Genomic DNA, 15,090 nt, shown 5'->3' on the forward strand with positions numbered 1-15,090 from the left:
CCTGACGACTGCTCGCTACGTTTTGTTAGCCGCTCTCATTGACGCGCGCCGCCGAATCGACAGGCATGAAAATTGCATCGATAGCTGTCGTGCGCGTGCCCCATCGCTGCCGCTAAAGTCCTCGCGGATGCGGCCGATACCCGTCACGTAATCCCATGCGTCCGTCTGTTTCGGGCGCCCAGACGAGGAATGCAACATGGCATCGGTGATCAGCACTTCCGCCTCCGGATTGGACATCCCTACCGTGGTGTCCACCCTGGTGTCCCGGCAGAGAGACCCCGAGCAGGCACGCATCAACAAGGCCGGTACCGCCGCAACCACGCAGTTGTCGGCGATCAGCCAGATCAAAAGCAGCATGACCACGCTCAAGTCTGCGCTGGACAAGGTGATCAGCAGCGCCGACACAAACGCCTACAAGGCTACGGTGCCAACCGATGCCGGCTTCACTGCCACCACCACCAATTCGGCGGCGCCGGGCAACTATTCGGTGGAAGTGGTCTCGCTGGCGACCTCGCAGAAACTTGCCTCCGGTGCATTCACTGCCGATGCCACGGTGGGCAGCGGCACGCTGACGATCGGCTATGGCGATCAGAGCGTCACCGTGGACATCAGCGGCACCGACAAGCTCACCGACATCGCCGCGGCCATCAACAAGGCTGCCGGCGGCAAGGGCGTGACTGCCAGCGTGGTCACCGCCAACGATGGCCAGCACCTGGTCTTCAATGCGGTCGATTCCGGCACCAAGGGCGCACTGACCATCAGCGCCAGCGACCCCAGCCTGAGCAGCCTGACCTACGGCCCCGGCGTCACCGGCGGGCTGAACCAGACCGTCGCCGCCGCCGACGCGCGGGTACGCGTGGACGGCTTCGAGCGCACGTCCAGCTCCAATACCGTCAGCGACATCGTGCCCGGCGTGGTGCTCACGCTGACCAAGGCCGCTGAAGGCACCAAGTTCACTCTGGGCGTGGCCGCAGATACCAGCGGCCTCAAGGGCAACCTCACCGCGTTCGCCGCGGCCTACAACACCGCCAACACGCTGCTGGCCAAGAGCAGCAGTTACGACGCCACCACCAGGACCGCTTCGGCGTTGACCGGCGATTCGCTGGTGCGCAGCCTGCAACAACAGCTGCGCGGCCAGGTCAGTGGCAACGTCAACGAACTCAAGGCCCTGGGCCTGACCATCGACAAGGATGGCGTGATGAGTTTCGACGGCGCCAAGTTCGACACCGCGATCGCGTCGGACGGTGGCGCCGCGGCCGAGGTGTTCGGCAAGGACGGCAAGTTCAGCGGCAACCTGACCAAGCTACTGGACAGCAACGTCAACGCCACCAACGGCACGCTCACCCTGCGCTCGGATAGCTTGAACAAGACCATCAAGGGCTACGAATCGGACCTGGATGATCTCGATGCGCGTATGGAAAAACTCAGCGACCAATACACCGCGCAGTTCGCCGCGATGGACGCCATGATCAGCAAGTTGCAAGGCAGCACCAGCTCGCTCAGTGGCCTGCTGACAGGCTGATTTCCGTGATGACGATCCTCAAGTCCTGTCAGGGTATTGCCGATACAGGTAAAGCCTATCGTGATGTTGGCCTTGCCTTCCGGCAGGAGCGTCGTCGCAGGAGCGCAGCGCTCCGGGACAAGCGAAGGTCAGCCCATTGAGGAGTCATCCATGTACGGTTCCAATCGTCAGTATGCCGAGCAATACCGCAAGGTCGGCGTGGCCACCAGCGTGACCGAAGCCGATCCGCACAAGCTGGTCTCGCTGCTGTTTGCCGGTGCTTGCCAGCGCATTCGTCTGGCCCAGGCCTGCCTGGCGCAGGGCGACCAGGCGCGCAAGGGCAAGGCCATCGGCGAGGCCTGCGCGATCGTCGGTCATTTGAACGGCTCGCTCGATCACGAAGCCGGTGGCGAGATCGCTGGTAACCTTTCGGCCCTGTACGACTACGTGATGCAGCGGCTGACCGCAGCCAACCTGCACAACGATGAGACCGCGTTGACCGAAGCGCTGGGGTTGCTCAGCGAAATCGACTCGGCGTGGAACTCCATCCCCCTCGAACAACGCGGCCTTTCCGCCGTTTCCTGAGTCCTGCCATGCATAGGGTGCAAAGCCTTCAAGCAGAAATCGCCGACCTCCGCCTGGCCATGGCGCAAGAGGAATTCGAGGCGATGCCGCAAATGCTGGACAAGCACGACCTGCACCTGCGCGAATACGCGCAGCAGGTGGACATCCAGCAGGACCGCGACGCGCTGCAGGCCTTGCTCACCATGCATCAGGACTTGATGCGGATGATGCGCGAGCGGCAGCGCAAGCTGCTGGAGCTGATCCGCGCACAGCGCACCTCATCCTCGGCCAGCCGCGCCTACGCGCGGGTCGGACGGATCTGATGAGCGCGCTCGGCACACTCGCGCCATCCGCCGATGCCGAGCTGTTTGCCGACACGCTCGGTTGCCAATTGCAGTTACCGGCCGGCTTCCGCGCCGGGAGCGAGGCAGGCGCGCACAGCGCCGCAGAAACCCTGTTGCGCAGTCTCGGCCAGGTCGAAGACCTGCGTAGCGAGGAAACCGGCGAAGACCGCGGCGAACTGCCGCTGCTGGTGCAGCGCATGGACGCCAAGCTGGATTTGATGCTGGCGCTGATCGGCCGCCTGGTGCGCCAGGGCGACAGCGGCCTGAGCCAGGGCATGGTGCATTGGTCGGTACGCGGCATCCGCCTGAGTTGCGCAACCAGCCACCCACCGGGCACAACCGGCAGCGTTTGCCTGCAGCCGTCCGACTGGCTTCCTGAACTTGTACAGCTTCCTGCCACCGTGCTGGCGAACGCGAGCGATGGCCATGATGTCTGGTTGTGGCTGCGATTTGCACCGCTCGCCCCGGGACTGCAGGACGCCCTGGAACGCCACCTGTTTCGCTTGCACCGCCGTCAGATCGCCGACGCCCGCCGCCAGCGTTGATCCGATGGTTGGCGCGGGGCGCCGGGTCAGCTAAGGTGCCCTTTACTGAAAAAGGTCTCTTCTGCGCCGTGCGAGTCATCATCGTCGACGATCACACCCTTGTCCGTGCCGGCCTGTCCAGGCTGCTGCAAACCTTCGCCGGCATCGATGTCGTGGGCGAAGCCAGCAACGCGCAACAAGCCCTGGACATGACGTCCCTGCACCGGCCCGATCTGGTGCTGATGGACCTGTCTTTGCCCGGCCGCAGCGGCCTGGATGCCATGACCGACGTGCTGCGCGCTGCGCCGCGCACGCACGTGGTGATGATGTCCATGCACGACGACCCGGTGCATGTGCGCGACGCGCTCGATCGCGGCGCCGTCGGCTTCGTGGTCAAGGACGCCGCGCCACTGGAACTGGAACTGGCGTTGCGCGCCGCCGCCGCTGGCCAGGTGTTCCTGAGCCCGCAGATCTCGTCCAAGATGATTGCGCCGATGCTGGGCCGCGAAAAGCCGGTCGGCATCGCCGCGCTGTCGCCGCGTCAGCGCGAGATCCTGCGTGAAATCGGCCGCGGCCAGAGCAACAAGGAAATCGCTGCCGATTTGGGCATCAGCGTCAAGACCGTGGAAACCCACCGCGCCCGCATGATGGAATCGCTCGGGTGCCGTCGCGCCAACGATCTGGTGCTGCTGGCCGCCAAACATCACAACGAGTTGGTCTGACGCTCCCGCCGGGCACGCGTGGGCCAGCGACGGTTAAAACAGTGACGGGATTCCGGCGGGCATGCTTGAGCCCGCCCGCAACGTCAGGAAGTTCCCGACAGGCTGTCGGGAAAATCATGAGCCGCCTCACCCGACTCCCTGATTAGAAACCCGTCGCGTTGTCCTGCAAGATGCATTCCATCGCTGCTGTGTGCAGCGCCCATCGGAAGCGCTTCCATGAAGACGACCATTTCCGCCCAGCTTGGCCAGCAACTGCACCTCACCCCGCAGTTGCTGCAGTCGATCCGTCTGTTGCAGTTGGACGGCATGCAGTTGGAACTGGAAATCCGTCGCGCCCTGGAAACCAATCCGTTGCTGGAGTTGGAAGAGCTGGCCGATAACGGGGACGAGGCCGCCACCAACAACGATGGCGCCAGCGATATCGCCGCGTTCGACGAGCTGCCGGAAAGCACGATGTGGGACGTGCAGGGCAGCAGTTGGAACGATGGGGACGACGATCGCATGCAGCGCGTGGCCGCCGGCGAGTCGACCGACCCGCATGTGCGCATCCTGCGCGAGCTGGCGCTGGACCTGGACGAGGCGGCGTTGGGGGCCGCTGCGTTCTGGCTGGAACAGACCGACGACGCCGGTTACCTGACCGAAGCGCTGTCGACGCTGCAACAGCTGGGCGCCACCCGTCTGGGTATGACCGTGCCGGCGGTGGAAGCGATCCGGCAGCGGTTGCTGCACGGCGACCCGGCCGGTCTGGCGGCCTGCGATCTGCGCGAGTGTCTGCAGGCCCAGTTGAGCGCCCTGCCCGGCCGCGTGCCGGCACGCCATCTGGCTGCGCGCATCCTCGACGGCGATCTGGAGCTGCTTGCCGCGCACGACTACACGGTGCTGGCGCGCGCACACGATGCCGAAGTGGACGATGCGCGCGAAGCGGTGCGGCTGATCCTGTCGCTGCAACCGCGCCCGGGCGACGACCTGCTGCAGGAAAGCAATGCCAGCGTGATCCCGGATGTGCTCGCCTGGCATGCCGATGACAGCTGGCGCGTCGCACTCAACCCGGCCACCACCCATCGCGTCAGCATCAACCCGGTGCACGAACGCGCGCTGGCCGATGCCGGCGAGGCCGCGCAGCCGTTGCGCGACATGCTGCAGGAAGCGCGCTGGCTGACCCGCGGGCTGTCGATGCGCTATGAGACCCTGCTGCGCGCGACGCGCGCCATCGTCGAACGCCAGGCCGCCTTCCTGGCGCGTGGCGAAGAAGCCATGGCACCGCTGACGCTGAAGGAAATCGCCGACGAGATCGGCATGCACGAATCGACCATTTCGCGCATCACCACCGGCAAGTACATCCAGACCCCACGCGGCACCTTCGAGCTCAAGCACTTCTTCGCCGTGCGGCTGGAAGGCGCCAGCGTCTCCGGCCAGGCCGTCAAGGCGATGGTGCGTCGCCTGATCGAAAGCGAGCCGGCCGGGCGGCCGCTGGCCGACGAGGCCATTGCCGGATTGCTGTCGCGGCAAGGCGTTAACATTGCGCGCCGCACCGTGGCCAAGTACCGCGAACAACTTGATATCGCACCGGCACGCGAGCGCCGCCGCACCACCAAACCGCTGCTTGCCCGGGCAGGATAAGGACTACTATGAGCAAACTCACCGTGCTGCTGGTCGACGACCACGAGGGCTTCATCAACGCTGCGATGCGTCATTTTCGCAAGGTCGACTGGCTCAATATCGTGGGCAGTGCCGCCAATGGGCTGGAAGCGATCGAGCGCTCTGAGTCGCTGCGCCCCAATGTCGTGCTGATGGACCTGGCCATGCCGGAGATGGGCGGGCTGCAGGCCACGCGTCTGATCAAGACGCAGGACGATCCGCCGTATATTGTCATCGCGAGCCACTTCGATGATGCCGAGCATCGTGAACACGCTCTTCGCGCGGGTGCTGACAATTTTGTCAGCAAGCTGTCCTATATCCAGGAAGTCATGCCAATCCTGGAGGGCCTGACGGAAGGAGCCAGGAATGAGTGAGTCCCGCATTCTGTTGATCGACAGTGACGCCGTGCGCGCCGAGCGCACCGTCTCGCTGCTCGAGTTCATGGACTTCAACCCCCGCTGGGTCACCGACGGCGCCGACATCAATCCTGGCCGTCACCGCCACGATGAGTGGATGGCGGTGATGGTGGGCTCGGCGCAGGACGCTGCGCAGGCCGACAAATTCTTCGACTGGCTGGCCGATGCCAAGCTGCCGCCACCGGTGTTGCTGATGGAGGGCAGCCCGAGCGCGTTTGCGCAGACCCACGGCCTGCACGAAGCCAATGTATGGGCGTTGGACACCCCCCTGCGTCATGCGCAGCTGGAAGCGTTGCTGCGCCGCGCAAGCCTCAAACGGCTGGACGCCGAGCATCAGGCCGGTGTGCAGCAGGACTCCGGCCCAACCGGCAACAGCGAAGCGGTGACCCGCCTGCGCCGGCTGATCGACCAGGTGGCTGCGTTCGACACCACTGTGCTGGTGCTGGGCGAATCCGGTACCGGCAAGGAAGTGGTCGCACGCGCCATCCACCAGCACTCGCCGCGGCGCGACGGGCCGTTTGTGGCGATCAATTGCGGCGCGATCCCGCCGGATCTGCTGGAAAGCGAATTGTTCGGCCACGAAAAAGGCGCCTTCACCGGTGCGCTGACCACCCGCAAGGGTCGCTTCGAGATGGCCGAAGGCGGAACGCTGCTGCTGGACGAAATTGGCGACATGAGCCTGCCGATGCAGGTCAAGCTGCTGCGCGTGCTGCAGGAGCGCAGCTTCGAGCGCGTTGGCGGCGGGCAGACCATCCGCTGCAACGTGCGCGTGATCGCCGCGACCCACCGCAATCTGGAATCGCGCATCAGCGATGGCCAGTTCCGCGAGGACCTGTTCTATCGCCTCAATGTGTTTCCGATCGAAATGCCGGCACTGCGCGAGCGTGTGGACGATCTGGCCATGCTGGTGCAGACCATTGCAGGCCAGCTGGCACGCACCGGTCGCGGCGAAGTGCGCTTTGCCGACGAGGCCCTGCAGGCGCTGCGCAGCTACGATTGGCCGGGCAATGTGCGCGAGCTGACCAACCTGGTCGAGCGCCTGGCGGTGCTGCATCCCGGCGGGCTGGTGCGGGTGCAGGATCTGCCGGCGCGTTATCGCGGCGACTTCGCTTCGGCCATTCCGGTCGAGCTGCCGCCGGAGCCGGAGTTGGTGGCCGCACCGGTTGAGGTCAGCGCACTGCCGAGCAATGTGGTGACGCTGCAACCAAAGACCGCCGATGCCGAACCGGTCGCGACGTCCAGCCTGCCGGACGACGGCATCGATCTGCGTGGGCATATGGCCAACATCGAGTTGGCGTTGATCAACGAAGCATTGGAACGTACGCAGGGCGTGGTGGCGCATGCCGCTCAGCTGCTGGGCCTGCGCCGCACCACGTTGGTGGAGAAGCTGCGCAAGTACGGCATCGATCGCGAGCAGACCGAGCTGGCCAACTGAGCCCGCACACGCGCAGGTTCCGCTCGCCGGCATAGCGCTTGCTTCAGCAGGATCACTCCGTTCGCAGCTGCCGGCTGCGACGGAATCCCGACCTTCACCAGCACCTGCCGAGGCATTGATGCCCATCCCCGTCACCAGTCCGCTGTTGCCGCCGCTGGAAGAATTTCTGCCCTATCTGGAGCGGATCTGGAGCAGCCGCATCGTCAGCAACGGTGGCGAGATGCACCATGCACTCGAACGCGCACTGTGCGAGTACCTGGGGGTGCCGCACCTGGCATTGCTGACCAACGGCACCACCGCCCTGATCACCGCGTTGCAGGCGCTGCGCATCACCGGTGAAGTGATCACCACGCCCTACTCGTTCGTTGCCACGGCGCATTCGCTGTTGTGGAAAAGCATCACCCCGGTGTTCGTGGACATCGACCCGGTGACGCTCAACATGGACCCTTCGAAGATCGAAGCGGCCATCACCCCGCAGACCACCGCGATCATGCCGGTGCATTGCTACGGCACTGCCTGCGATACGACAGCCATCACGCGTATTGCCGACATCTACAACCTCAAGGTCATCTACGACGCTGCGCATGCCTTCGGTGTGCGCGATGACGGCGGCTCGATACTGCGCCATGGCGACCTGAGCGTGTTGAGCTTCCATGCGACCAAGGTCTTCAACACCTTCGAAGGCGGCGCGATTGTCTGTCCCGACGAAAGGAGCTACCAGCGCATCGGGCATCTGAAGAACTTCGGCTTCGTCGACGAAACCACGGTGGTGGCACCGGGCATCAACGGCAAGATGAACGAGATCAGCGCGGCGTTCGGCCTGCTACAGCTACAGCACATCGACGACGCCATCGCCCAGCGCAGCGCCATCGATGCGCAATACCGCCAACGGTTGAGCGATGTGCGCGGCATCCGCTGCGTTGCGCGGCCCGCTCATTCCCGCGCCAATTACGCATATTTCCCGGTACTGGTGCAGGACGACTACCCGCTGTCGCGCGATGCGCTGTACCAATTGATGCGCGAGCACGGCATTCTGGTGCGGCGCTATTTCTATCCGTTGATCAGCGACTTCCCGATGTACCGTGCTCTGCCCTCGTCGGCGCCGGCATGGTTGCCGGTGGCGCGCTCAGTGGCGGCGCAGGTGTTGTGCCTGCCGATTTTTCCTGGCTTGAGTCGCGATCAGGTCGATACCATCGCCGATCTCATTGCCGGCCAACAGGCGACATGACCGTACAACGCTACACCTGCATTTCAACCTCACATCTCTACAACAGGCACCCAGGCGAGCTCGCATGACCCAGGCAACATTTATCGAGAACTTCCTCTCCGCCACCGACTTCCAGGAGCCGGTGGAGGTCACCATGGACACCGCCCTGGCCGACTTGCCTGAGTGGGATTCGCTCTCAGCGTTGGGAGTAATCGTCATGTTCGACGTGGATTACGGAAAGGTCATTACCGGCGACGATCTCAAGAACTGCGTCACCCTAAACGATCTCTACAAACTGCTGGGGTAAAGCTTATGGGACTGTCCACTCTTAGTAATGTCCGCTTTGCGGGCATGGCGAGTTGCGTGCCCAAGCGGATCATTTCCAACCTGACCGATTGCCCGCCGAAGATGCGCTCGGAACGCGAGCGCCTGGTGCGTAACATCGGCATCGAGTTTCGTCGCATTTGCCCAAGCTGGCAGACGTTTTCCGATCTTGCGCTCATCGCCACGGAAAAGCTGCTTGCAGAGCTGCAATGGGACAAGGAAGAAATCGATGCACTGATTGTCGTGACGCAATCACCCGACTACCCCATCCCAGCCACGGCCATCATCATGCAGCACCGGCTGCAATTGCCACAGACCGCCATCGCCTTCGATGTCAATCTCGGCTGCTCCGGCTATCCCTTTGGCCTGCACCTGGTGGGCAGCATGATTGCGGCGGGCACCATCAAGAAAGCGCTTCTGCTGGTCGGCGACCGCTCCGCCACACTTCTGGACCCATTGTTCTCCGACGCGGGCACCGCCACGGCGCTGGAGTTCGACAAGAATGCGCCACCCATGCATTTCGACTTGAACAGCGATGGTAGCGGCTACAGGGCCATCATGTTGCCCATAGGTGGACACCGTGAGCCTTATGGACCTCAGCATATCTCTCCCACACGTGACGAAAACGGTGTGCTGCACTGGCCAGGTGAACTCATTCTGGATGGCCCGGCCGTATTGAGCTTCTCGACCCAACGAGTGCCTCCAGCGGTGGAAAGATTGCTTGAGTATTCCGGTGCTGCTAAGGACAGCGTTGATTTCTTCGTTTTCCATCAGGCCAACAAAATGATCAACGAAACCATCCGCAAGAAGTTGGCGCTGCCTGCTGAGAAAGTGCCGTCAACCCTGCGAGACTTCGGTAATACCAGTGGCGCTTCCCTGCCCATCACCATGACCGTCCGTCTGAACGACACGCTGATCAAGGCCAGGCACCGCCTGTTGCTTGCCGGCTTCGGCATTGGCCTGTCCTGGGGCACAGCCATCGTGGACGTCGAAAATGCAGCCTTTCCGGCACTGATCGAAGCATGAACGCCGAGCGCGATCCGTTTTCCCTGGAAGGCAAGCGCATCCTGGTGACTGGTGCTTCATCGGGTATCGGTCGACAAATTGCCATCACCTGCTCACAGATGGGGGCGTGCGTCGTCATCACCGGGCGCAATACCGCGCGGTTGCAAGACACATTCAACCAACTGGAAGGCCAAGGCCACACGCAAGTGGTAGCGGACTTGGCGCAACAGGAAGGCATTGACCGGGTCGTTGGTGCAAGCGGCATCATCAATGGATTGGCACACGCAGCTGGCATGTCCAAGCTGACCCCCTTTCGAATGATCGGTCACGCGCACCTGGACGAGACATTTGCAAGCAACACCTACGCACCCATGCTACTGACGCGAGGCCTGTTGGCGAAGAAGCAGATCGCGCCGGGCGGATCCCTGCTATTCATTGCCTCAATTGCTTCACATATCGGGCCGCTGGCGAGCAGCGCATACGCTGCTAGCAAAAGCGCCCTGCTGGGCATGATGCGCTCGCTGGGTATGGAAGTAGCCAAGCAAGGCATGCGCGCCAACTGCATCGCACCGGGCTACGTACGCACTCCGCTGCTGGATGGCTTGCAGGGAAGCGGCGGCAATATGGACAGCCTGTTTGAATTGACGCCACTTGGCATGGGCGAGCCGGAAGACGTGGCTTATGCAGCAGTGTTCTATCTATCCGATGCCAGCCGCTGGATCACGCGCAACCACTTCATTCTTGATGGCGGTTTTTCTGTACCGATGGACATCTACGCATGAGTAACGCGGCGCAACGCGCTTTTTCACTGGAGGGCAAGACCATTTTGGTCACAGGCGCTTCATCGGGCATCGGCAGGCAAATTGCCGTTTCCTGCGCGCGACGCGGGGCGTGCTTGGTGATTACCGGACGCGACGCAGATCGCCTTCAGGAAACCTACAATCTGCTGGAGGGGCAAGGGCATCTCCAGGTGCTGGCCGACCTGACCGAAGCCGAAGGCCGTGAACGACTGGTACAGGGCATTTCCAGCCTAGATGGCTTGGTGCACTGCGCTGGCAGGCAGCGCTTGAGCCCCATCAGGCAGGTGACCGAAAAGCTCATTACCGATGTCTATGCAGTCAATTTCCTCGCCCCTGTCATGCTCACCCAGCGGCTGTTGCAGGCCAACGCTCTTGCGCCTCAAAGCTCCATCGTCTTCATGCTGTCCACTGCGGCCCATATCGGCACACCCGGGGTAGGACCATATTCGGCCATGAAGTCAGCCCTGCTCGGCATCATCCGTTGCCTGTCCATGGAGCAGGCCAAACGCAAGATTCGGGTCAATGGCATGTCTCCCTCTGCAGTGGCGACGCCCATCTGGGACGCAACCCATCTAGAAGCACAGCGAAAACGCCATCCGCTCGGATTAGGCACCCCGGAGGACGTGGCGAACGCTGCAATCTATCTGTTGTCCGATGCCAGCCGCTGGGTAACCGGGACCAGTTTGGTAATGGACGGTGGGGCTGTCCTGTGACCTATTCCGTGCTCATCGTCGGCGCGGGCGGTTGGGGCCGCGAGGTCCTTGAGCAAATGCAAGGCGATATTGCACATGGCAAGGAATGGGAAGTCACCGGATTCCTGGACAGCCGCAAGCATATTCTCGATGGTTTCGATACTGGGGTACCCATCGTCGGCGACCCTTTGACATACGTGCCGCGTGGCAACGAGGCCTTTGTCTGCGCGCAAGGCGACCCATTGGAACGGCGGAAGTACATTCAACCGCTGCTTGCGAAGGGGGCCTCGTTCATCCCGATCTGCACCGAGGCGCACCTCAGTCGCCGCGTACGTCTAGGCACAGGTTGCTTTCTCGGCAACCAGGTCCACGTTGGGCCCGATGTGTGGATCGGGGATTTTGCAAATCTGCTCACTTGGTCGGTGATTGGACACGATGTACGCATTGGCAATTATGCTCATGTGGGCGCACAGGTTTTCATGGGCGGCGGCGTGCAGATAGGCGACTTCGCAGTCGTGCACCCGCGTGCCACCCTGGTGCCCGGTATCAAGGTGGGTGAGCACGCTGTCGTGGGCACCGGTGCAGTCGTGCTGAAGGATGTGCCGGCGGGCGCCACCGTGTTCGGCAATCCGGCCAAGATCGTATTCCACAAGAACATGACGATGGACTGATCCATGCGATCCAGGATGCACCCCAACTATTACTTGTCGCAGGAAATCTTTGATCGCGAGCAGCGCAAGATCTTCCGCAAGGTGTGGTTGTTCGCAGGGCTTAAAACGCTGCTGAAGGATCACAATTGTTTTGTCACACGCAAGATCGCAGGCATCCCCGTGGTCATCCAGAACTTCCACGGTGAAATTCGCGCGTTCGAGAACGTTTGCCTCCACCGTAGCGCGCTAATCCAGGCCGATGCTATTGGCTGCCGCCCGTTGGTGTGCCCTTACCACGCTTGGAGTTACGACGAACGAGGCCGTGTCAGGAACATCCCGGACTGTGGCGCGATCTATCGCATCGACGATAATGAAAAGAACAACCTCAAGCTGCGCGAATTCTCACTGCACGCTATTGGCAACGTACTGTTTGTCAACCTAGATCCTAACCCGATGCCAATCGAGGAGCAGTTTTCGGCAGACTTCATCGCCTTGCTGGAAAGCAGTTCCAACGCTTATGACAGTGAGGTCATGGTGACGACATGGCATGGGCGTTACAACTGGAAGCTCGCTTACGAAAACCTTCGCGATGCCAATCACCCGCGCTTCGTCCATCCTAAGACCCTGGCCAAGAGTGTCAGCTTCGTTCCCCAAGTAAGCGAAGAACAGGCAAAGGAGTCCATCGAACCCTTGCAAGACACATCGCCGGCGTCCCTGAGACGCGAAATGCGCCGCTTCAGCTTCGGTGGGGCGGAGGCATCCATCCCCGACCTTAGAGACTTTGGCTGGTACGATAAAGTCGAACGCTGGGGCAAGCAGAACGCCTACTTCAACTGGTTGGCTTTCCCGAACTTGCATATCGCAAGTGCGAACGGCGGCTACTCCTTCACGCTGGAACACCACGTCCCGGTCGCGCCGGACAGGACCGACTTGGAAGTCCATTGGTTCAGCGCACGCAAGAAGCGGCCTTATGGGTTTTCCGGCCAGGTGTTACTGGCACAAATGCACGGCAGCAAAACGGTGGTGGGCGAAGACGTGGACATCATGGAGCGGGTGCAGGCCGCATTGCATACAGATGCTCCGCTGCCCACCCAGGGTGCCTACGAATCCATGAATCGCCTGGTCGAACGCTGGTATGAAACCCTGATGGAAACCGAACATGAAATCTAGGTGGATCATCGGAGGCAGCGAATACCTCGATCTGGCCTTTTACGCCTGGAAGCAAGTGCGTCAAGACGAGAAGGTCATCAAGATTGACGTGCCGCAGAATGCTGATCATGCGTTCGAGCTAGGTGTGCTGGATGGGTTGGATCCATCCGGCGGGGCCATGTTCGCTGCCTTTGACGAACGCTTCGGCAACTTCAAACGGATGGAACTGATGCAGGCGGCAATGGAGCGTGGCTTCAGGCTGGAGCCGTTCATACACCCCAGCGCCGCCATCGGCGCGGACACGGTCATCGGCTTGAACGCCTTCGTGGGTGCCAATGCTATCGTCGGGCACGGCTGCAAGATCGATTACAACACCGTCATCCATGCCGGAGTGCACCTTGGGCCTGCGTGTCGCATCAAATCCTCATGTTGGATAGAGAATGGTGTGCAAATCGGCGCGGGCGTCGAGATCGGCGGCAATAGCGTCCTGCGGACCGGCGCCATCGTACGCGCAGGCGTCAAAGTGGGCCGAAGCTGCGAACTTGGCTGGCCGCGTATTTACGACGAGGACGTGCCCACCAAAACCTATTTTGATATCCGCTACGACGCCCCGATTCACACCTACGATAGATGACCTTCATGCACTCGAAAATTGAGCAGCTTCGCCAACGCATTCTGCGTATCGCGGAGCAGGAACGTCCCGCACTCGACGATGTCATTGCGCGCCTGCCCGCGATTGCCGACCGCCCTGTTTTCCTGGTTGCTCCCGAGTCCTACGCAGGCATGGTGCATGGCCCTAGGGTCGTGGCCAACCTACGTCATGTAATTGCGGCGGTCGATGACCAAAGCACCCATCTGGATAACATCCACGGCGCGCCGCGCTGGAGCAGTCAGGAGTTTCTTGCGAATGCGGGCCAGTATCCCGATGCAGTCGCTATCGATTTCTCTTGTAGCCCGCGCGGCCGTGCGTTTGCCACCAATCTCTGCGCAGCTGCGCACATTGAACAGCTGAGCGTTGCACCTTCCGTGGATCCACTGATCCCGGATTTTGAGCAGCGCCCTCTGTTCCTCATCCAACCGCGCTCTGGCATTGGCAACATCTATGCTCCCCAGATCGTCCAACACCCCACACATGTCATCGCCGCCGTGGATGACAAGCCAAACGAAGGTGACACAGTACATCGCGTGCCGCGTTGGAGTTTGCGCCAGTTCGCTGAACAAGCTGCCCACTACCCCGGGGCACTGGCCATCGACTTCTCCTACAGCCCAGAAGAATCCGGCTTGGCTCGTACGCTCTGCGAGCAGGCAGGCATCGAGAGGGTGGATGCCTGCCTGGCCATTGCCCACTGTGGACTGGCAGCAGTGTACGAACCTGCCCAGGTGTACCGCCAGCGCACGCTTCTGCGCCTGGACGAGTTTTTGCGCCTTGCGGATCGCCTGGACGACGAATTCAGCATTTTTACGCTCTACAGCAACCTATTGTTTCGCCTGACCTACGATTCCAGCCTTCTGAGGGACTGCTGGGCCGCACCGATCAACGAATACTTTTCCACGTTCGCTGACAGCAGCACCTTCCAACTGGGAAAGCGCGAACATTTTTGTGATGGTGGCGCCTTCGAAGGCCCCATCGTCCGCAAGTTTCTGGACGCATCCCGCCATCAATACGAAAGCATCACAGCCTTCGAACCTGATCGCATCAACTTTCAGAAACTGCAGGGTGTCGCGAATGCCCACCCCTTTTTGCCTGGCAATCTCAAGGCCATCAACAAAGCCATCTCCAACGAACATACGACGTTGCGCTTCAAGGAGACCGGTACCGTCTCTAGCCATGTGTCCCAGGATGGCGAAATTTCGGTATCTACCACGCGCCTAGACGACGAACTTGAAAAACTGACGTTGCTGAAGCTTGACATCGAAGGATTTGAGGCCAGAGCACTGGAAGGCGCATCTCGCCTCATCCACACCCAGCGCCCCCGTATGGCTATTTGCGTATACCACTACGCCCAGGACTTGCTCGATATCGTGGAACAACTGGATAAATTGGTGGATGGTTACCACTTCCGACTGCGCCAGCACTCTCCTGCCCACTACTACGATCTTGGGAAGGTCTGATCAACTC

Annotated in this window: 17 protein-coding genes; all 17 read left to right on the top strand. The window is 61.6% G+C overall.

Translation table 11 applies throughout. The annotated features are described in order from the left end of the window. Positions 1-196 precede the first annotated feature (196 nt). The 17 genes from fliD (at position 197) to J7360_RS16445 (ending at position 15,083) form a co-directional block, all read left to right on the top strand. Positions 197-1,522 carry a flagellar filament capping protein FliD gene (gene fliD / locus J7360_RS16365; protein WP_057659386.1) on the top strand — a complete coding sequence of 442 codons (1,326 nt, stop codon included), beginning with the start codon at positions 197-199 and terminating at the stop codon, positions 1,520-1,522. 150 nt (positions 1,523-1,672) lie between these two features. Further along, a complete protein-coding gene (gene fliS, locus J7360_RS16370; protein WP_057659384.1) occupies positions 1,673-2,086 on the top strand; it encodes a flagellar export chaperone FliS in 414 nt (137 codons plus the stop codon). Positions 2,087-2,094: 8 nt separating this feature from the next. After that, positions 2,095-2,388: a hypothetical protein gene (locus J7360_RS16375; protein WP_057659382.1), complete on the top strand. Its 294-nt coding sequence runs from the start codon at positions 2,095-2,097 to the stop codon at positions 2,386-2,388. Continuing rightward, complete coding sequence (locus J7360_RS16380; protein ID WP_057659381.1) at positions 2,388-2,954, top strand: PilZ domain-containing protein; 567 nt, start codon at positions 2,388-2,390, stop codon at positions 2,952-2,954. The genes J7360_RS16375 and J7360_RS16380 overlap by 1 nt, the downstream gene beginning before the upstream one ends. A gap of 68 nt (positions 2,955-3,022) precedes the next feature. Then, on the top strand, positions 3,023-3,655 hold the full coding sequence (locus J7360_RS16385) for a response regulator transcription factor (protein ID WP_003482986.1): 633 nt from the start codon (positions 3,023-3,025) through the stop codon (positions 3,653-3,655). 216 nt (positions 3,656-3,871) lie between these two features. Beyond that, positions 3,872-5,275 (top strand): RNA polymerase factor sigma-54, encoded by a 1,404-nt coding sequence (gene rpoN / locus J7360_RS16390; RefSeq protein ID WP_057659378.1) that lies wholly within the window; start codon positions 3,872-3,874, stop codon positions 5,273-5,275. 8 nt (positions 5,276-5,283) lie between these two features. Next, positions 5,284-5,667: a response regulator transcription factor gene (locus J7360_RS16395; RefSeq protein WP_003482992.1), complete on the top strand. Its 384-nt coding sequence runs from the start codon at positions 5,284-5,286 to the stop codon at positions 5,665-5,667. Then, a complete protein-coding gene (locus tag J7360_RS16400; protein ID WP_057659376.1) occupies positions 5,660-7,144 on the top strand; it encodes a sigma-54 dependent transcriptional regulator in 1,485 nt (494 codons plus the stop codon). Before J7360_RS16395 ends, J7360_RS16400 begins: the two co-directional genes overlap by 8 nt. Positions 7,145-7,262: 118 nt before the next feature. Further along, positions 7,263-8,372: a DegT/DnrJ/EryC1/StrS family aminotransferase gene (locus J7360_RS16405; protein ID WP_007962154.1), complete on the top strand. Its 1,110-nt coding sequence runs from the start codon at positions 7,263-7,265 to the stop codon at positions 8,370-8,372. 64 nt (positions 8,373-8,436) lie between these two features. Next, a complete protein-coding gene (locus tag J7360_RS16410; protein WP_003482998.1) occupies positions 8,437-8,658 on the top strand; it encodes an acyl carrier protein in 222 nt (73 codons plus the stop codon). Between the two features lie 5 nt (positions 8,659-8,663). Next, positions 8,664-9,701: a ketoacyl-ACP synthase III gene (locus J7360_RS16415; protein WP_057659374.1), complete on the top strand. Its 1,038-nt coding sequence runs from the start codon at positions 8,664-8,666 to the stop codon at positions 9,699-9,701. Continuing rightward, entirely contained in the window at positions 9,698-10,462 is a 765-nt protein-coding gene (locus tag J7360_RS16420; RefSeq protein WP_017154663.1) for an SDR family oxidoreductase, read from the top strand. Before J7360_RS16415 ends, J7360_RS16420 begins: the two co-directional genes overlap by 4 nt. Next, positions 10,459-11,193, top strand: coding sequence for an SDR family oxidoreductase (locus tag J7360_RS16425; RefSeq protein WP_209034267.1), 735 nt, complete (start codon positions 10,459-10,461; stop codon positions 11,191-11,193). The genes J7360_RS16420 and J7360_RS16425 overlap by 4 nt, the downstream gene beginning before the upstream one ends. After that, positions 11,190-11,843, top strand: a complete 654-nt coding sequence (locus J7360_RS16430) for an acetyltransferase (RefSeq protein WP_017154665.1) — start codon at positions 11,190-11,192, stop codon at positions 11,841-11,843. Before J7360_RS16425 ends, J7360_RS16430 begins: the two co-directional genes overlap by 4 nt. 3 nt (positions 11,844-11,846) lie before the next feature. Further along, positions 11,847-12,992, top strand: a complete 1,146-nt coding sequence (locus J7360_RS16435; protein ID WP_209034269.1) for a Rieske 2Fe-2S domain-containing protein — start codon at positions 11,847-11,849, stop codon at positions 12,990-12,992. Then, on the top strand, positions 12,982-13,605 hold the full coding sequence (locus tag J7360_RS16440; protein ID WP_007971959.1) for a UDP-3-O-(3-hydroxymyristoyl)glucosamine N-acyltransferase: 624 nt from the start codon (positions 12,982-12,984) through the stop codon (positions 13,603-13,605). Before J7360_RS16435 ends, J7360_RS16440 begins: the two co-directional genes overlap by 11 nt. Next, positions 13,602-15,083, top strand: coding sequence for an FkbM family methyltransferase (locus J7360_RS16445; protein WP_209034271.1), 1,482 nt, complete (start codon positions 13,602-13,604; stop codon positions 15,081-15,083). Before J7360_RS16440 ends, J7360_RS16445 begins: the two co-directional genes overlap by 4 nt. The last annotated feature ends 7 nt before the right edge of the window (positions 15,084-15,090 follow it).

Source organism: Xanthomonas sp. D-99 (genome assembly GCF_017746145.1).
GTDB classification, from domain to species: domain Bacteria; phylum Pseudomonadota; class Gammaproteobacteria; order Xanthomonadales; family Xanthomonadaceae; genus Xanthomonas; species Xanthomonas cissicola.

Excerpts from the sequence above, each read along its gene's own strand:
- fliD (WP_057659386.1), top strand. The coding sequence starts at position 197 with ATGGCATCGGTGATCAGCACTTCCGCCTCCGGATTGGACATCCCTACC.
- fliS (WP_057659384.1), top strand. The coding sequence starts at position 1,673 with ATGTACGGTTCCAATCGTCAGTATGCCGAGCAATACCGCAAGGTCGGC.
- J7360_RS16375 (WP_057659382.1), top strand. The coding sequence starts at position 2,095 with ATGCATAGGGTGCAAAGCCTTCAAGCAGAAATCGCCGACCTCCGCCTG.
- J7360_RS16380 (WP_057659381.1), top strand. The coding sequence starts at position 2,388 with ATGAGCGCGCTCGGCACACTCGCGCCATCCGCCGATGCCGAGCTGTTT.
- rpoN (WP_057659378.1), top strand. The coding sequence starts at position 3,872 with ATGAAGACGACCATTTCCGCCCAGCTTGGCCAGCAACTGCACCTCACC.
- J7360_RS16395 (WP_003482992.1), top strand. The coding sequence starts at position 5,284 with ATGAGCAAACTCACCGTGCTGCTGGTCGACGACCACGAGGGCTTCATC.
- J7360_RS16400 (WP_057659376.1), top strand. The coding sequence starts at position 5,660 with ATGAGTGAGTCCCGCATTCTGTTGATCGACAGTGACGCCGTGCGCGCC.
- J7360_RS16405 (WP_007962154.1), top strand. The coding sequence starts at position 7,263 with ATGCCCATCCCCGTCACCAGTCCGCTGTTGCCGCCGCTGGAAGAATTT.
- J7360_RS16410 (WP_003482998.1), top strand. The coding sequence starts at position 8,437 with ATGACCCAGGCAACATTTATCGAGAACTTCCTCTCCGCCACCGACTTC.
- J7360_RS16415 (WP_057659374.1), top strand. The coding sequence starts at position 8,664 with ATGGGACTGTCCACTCTTAGTAATGTCCGCTTTGCGGGCATGGCGAGT.
- J7360_RS16420 (WP_017154663.1), top strand. The coding sequence starts at position 9,698 with ATGAACGCCGAGCGCGATCCGTTTTCCCTGGAAGGCAAGCGCATCCTG.
- J7360_RS16425 (WP_209034267.1), top strand. The coding sequence starts at position 10,459 with ATGAGTAACGCGGCGCAACGCGCTTTTTCACTGGAGGGCAAGACCATT.
- J7360_RS16435 (WP_209034269.1), top strand. The coding sequence starts at position 11,847 with ATGCGATCCAGGATGCACCCCAACTATTACTTGTCGCAGGAAATCTTT.
- J7360_RS16440 (WP_007971959.1), top strand. The coding sequence starts at position 12,982 with ATGAAATCTAGGTGGATCATCGGAGGCAGCGAATACCTCGATCTGGCC.
- J7360_RS16445 (WP_209034271.1), top strand. The coding sequence starts at position 13,602 with ATGACCTTCATGCACTCGAAAATTGAGCAGCTTCGCCAACGCATTCTG.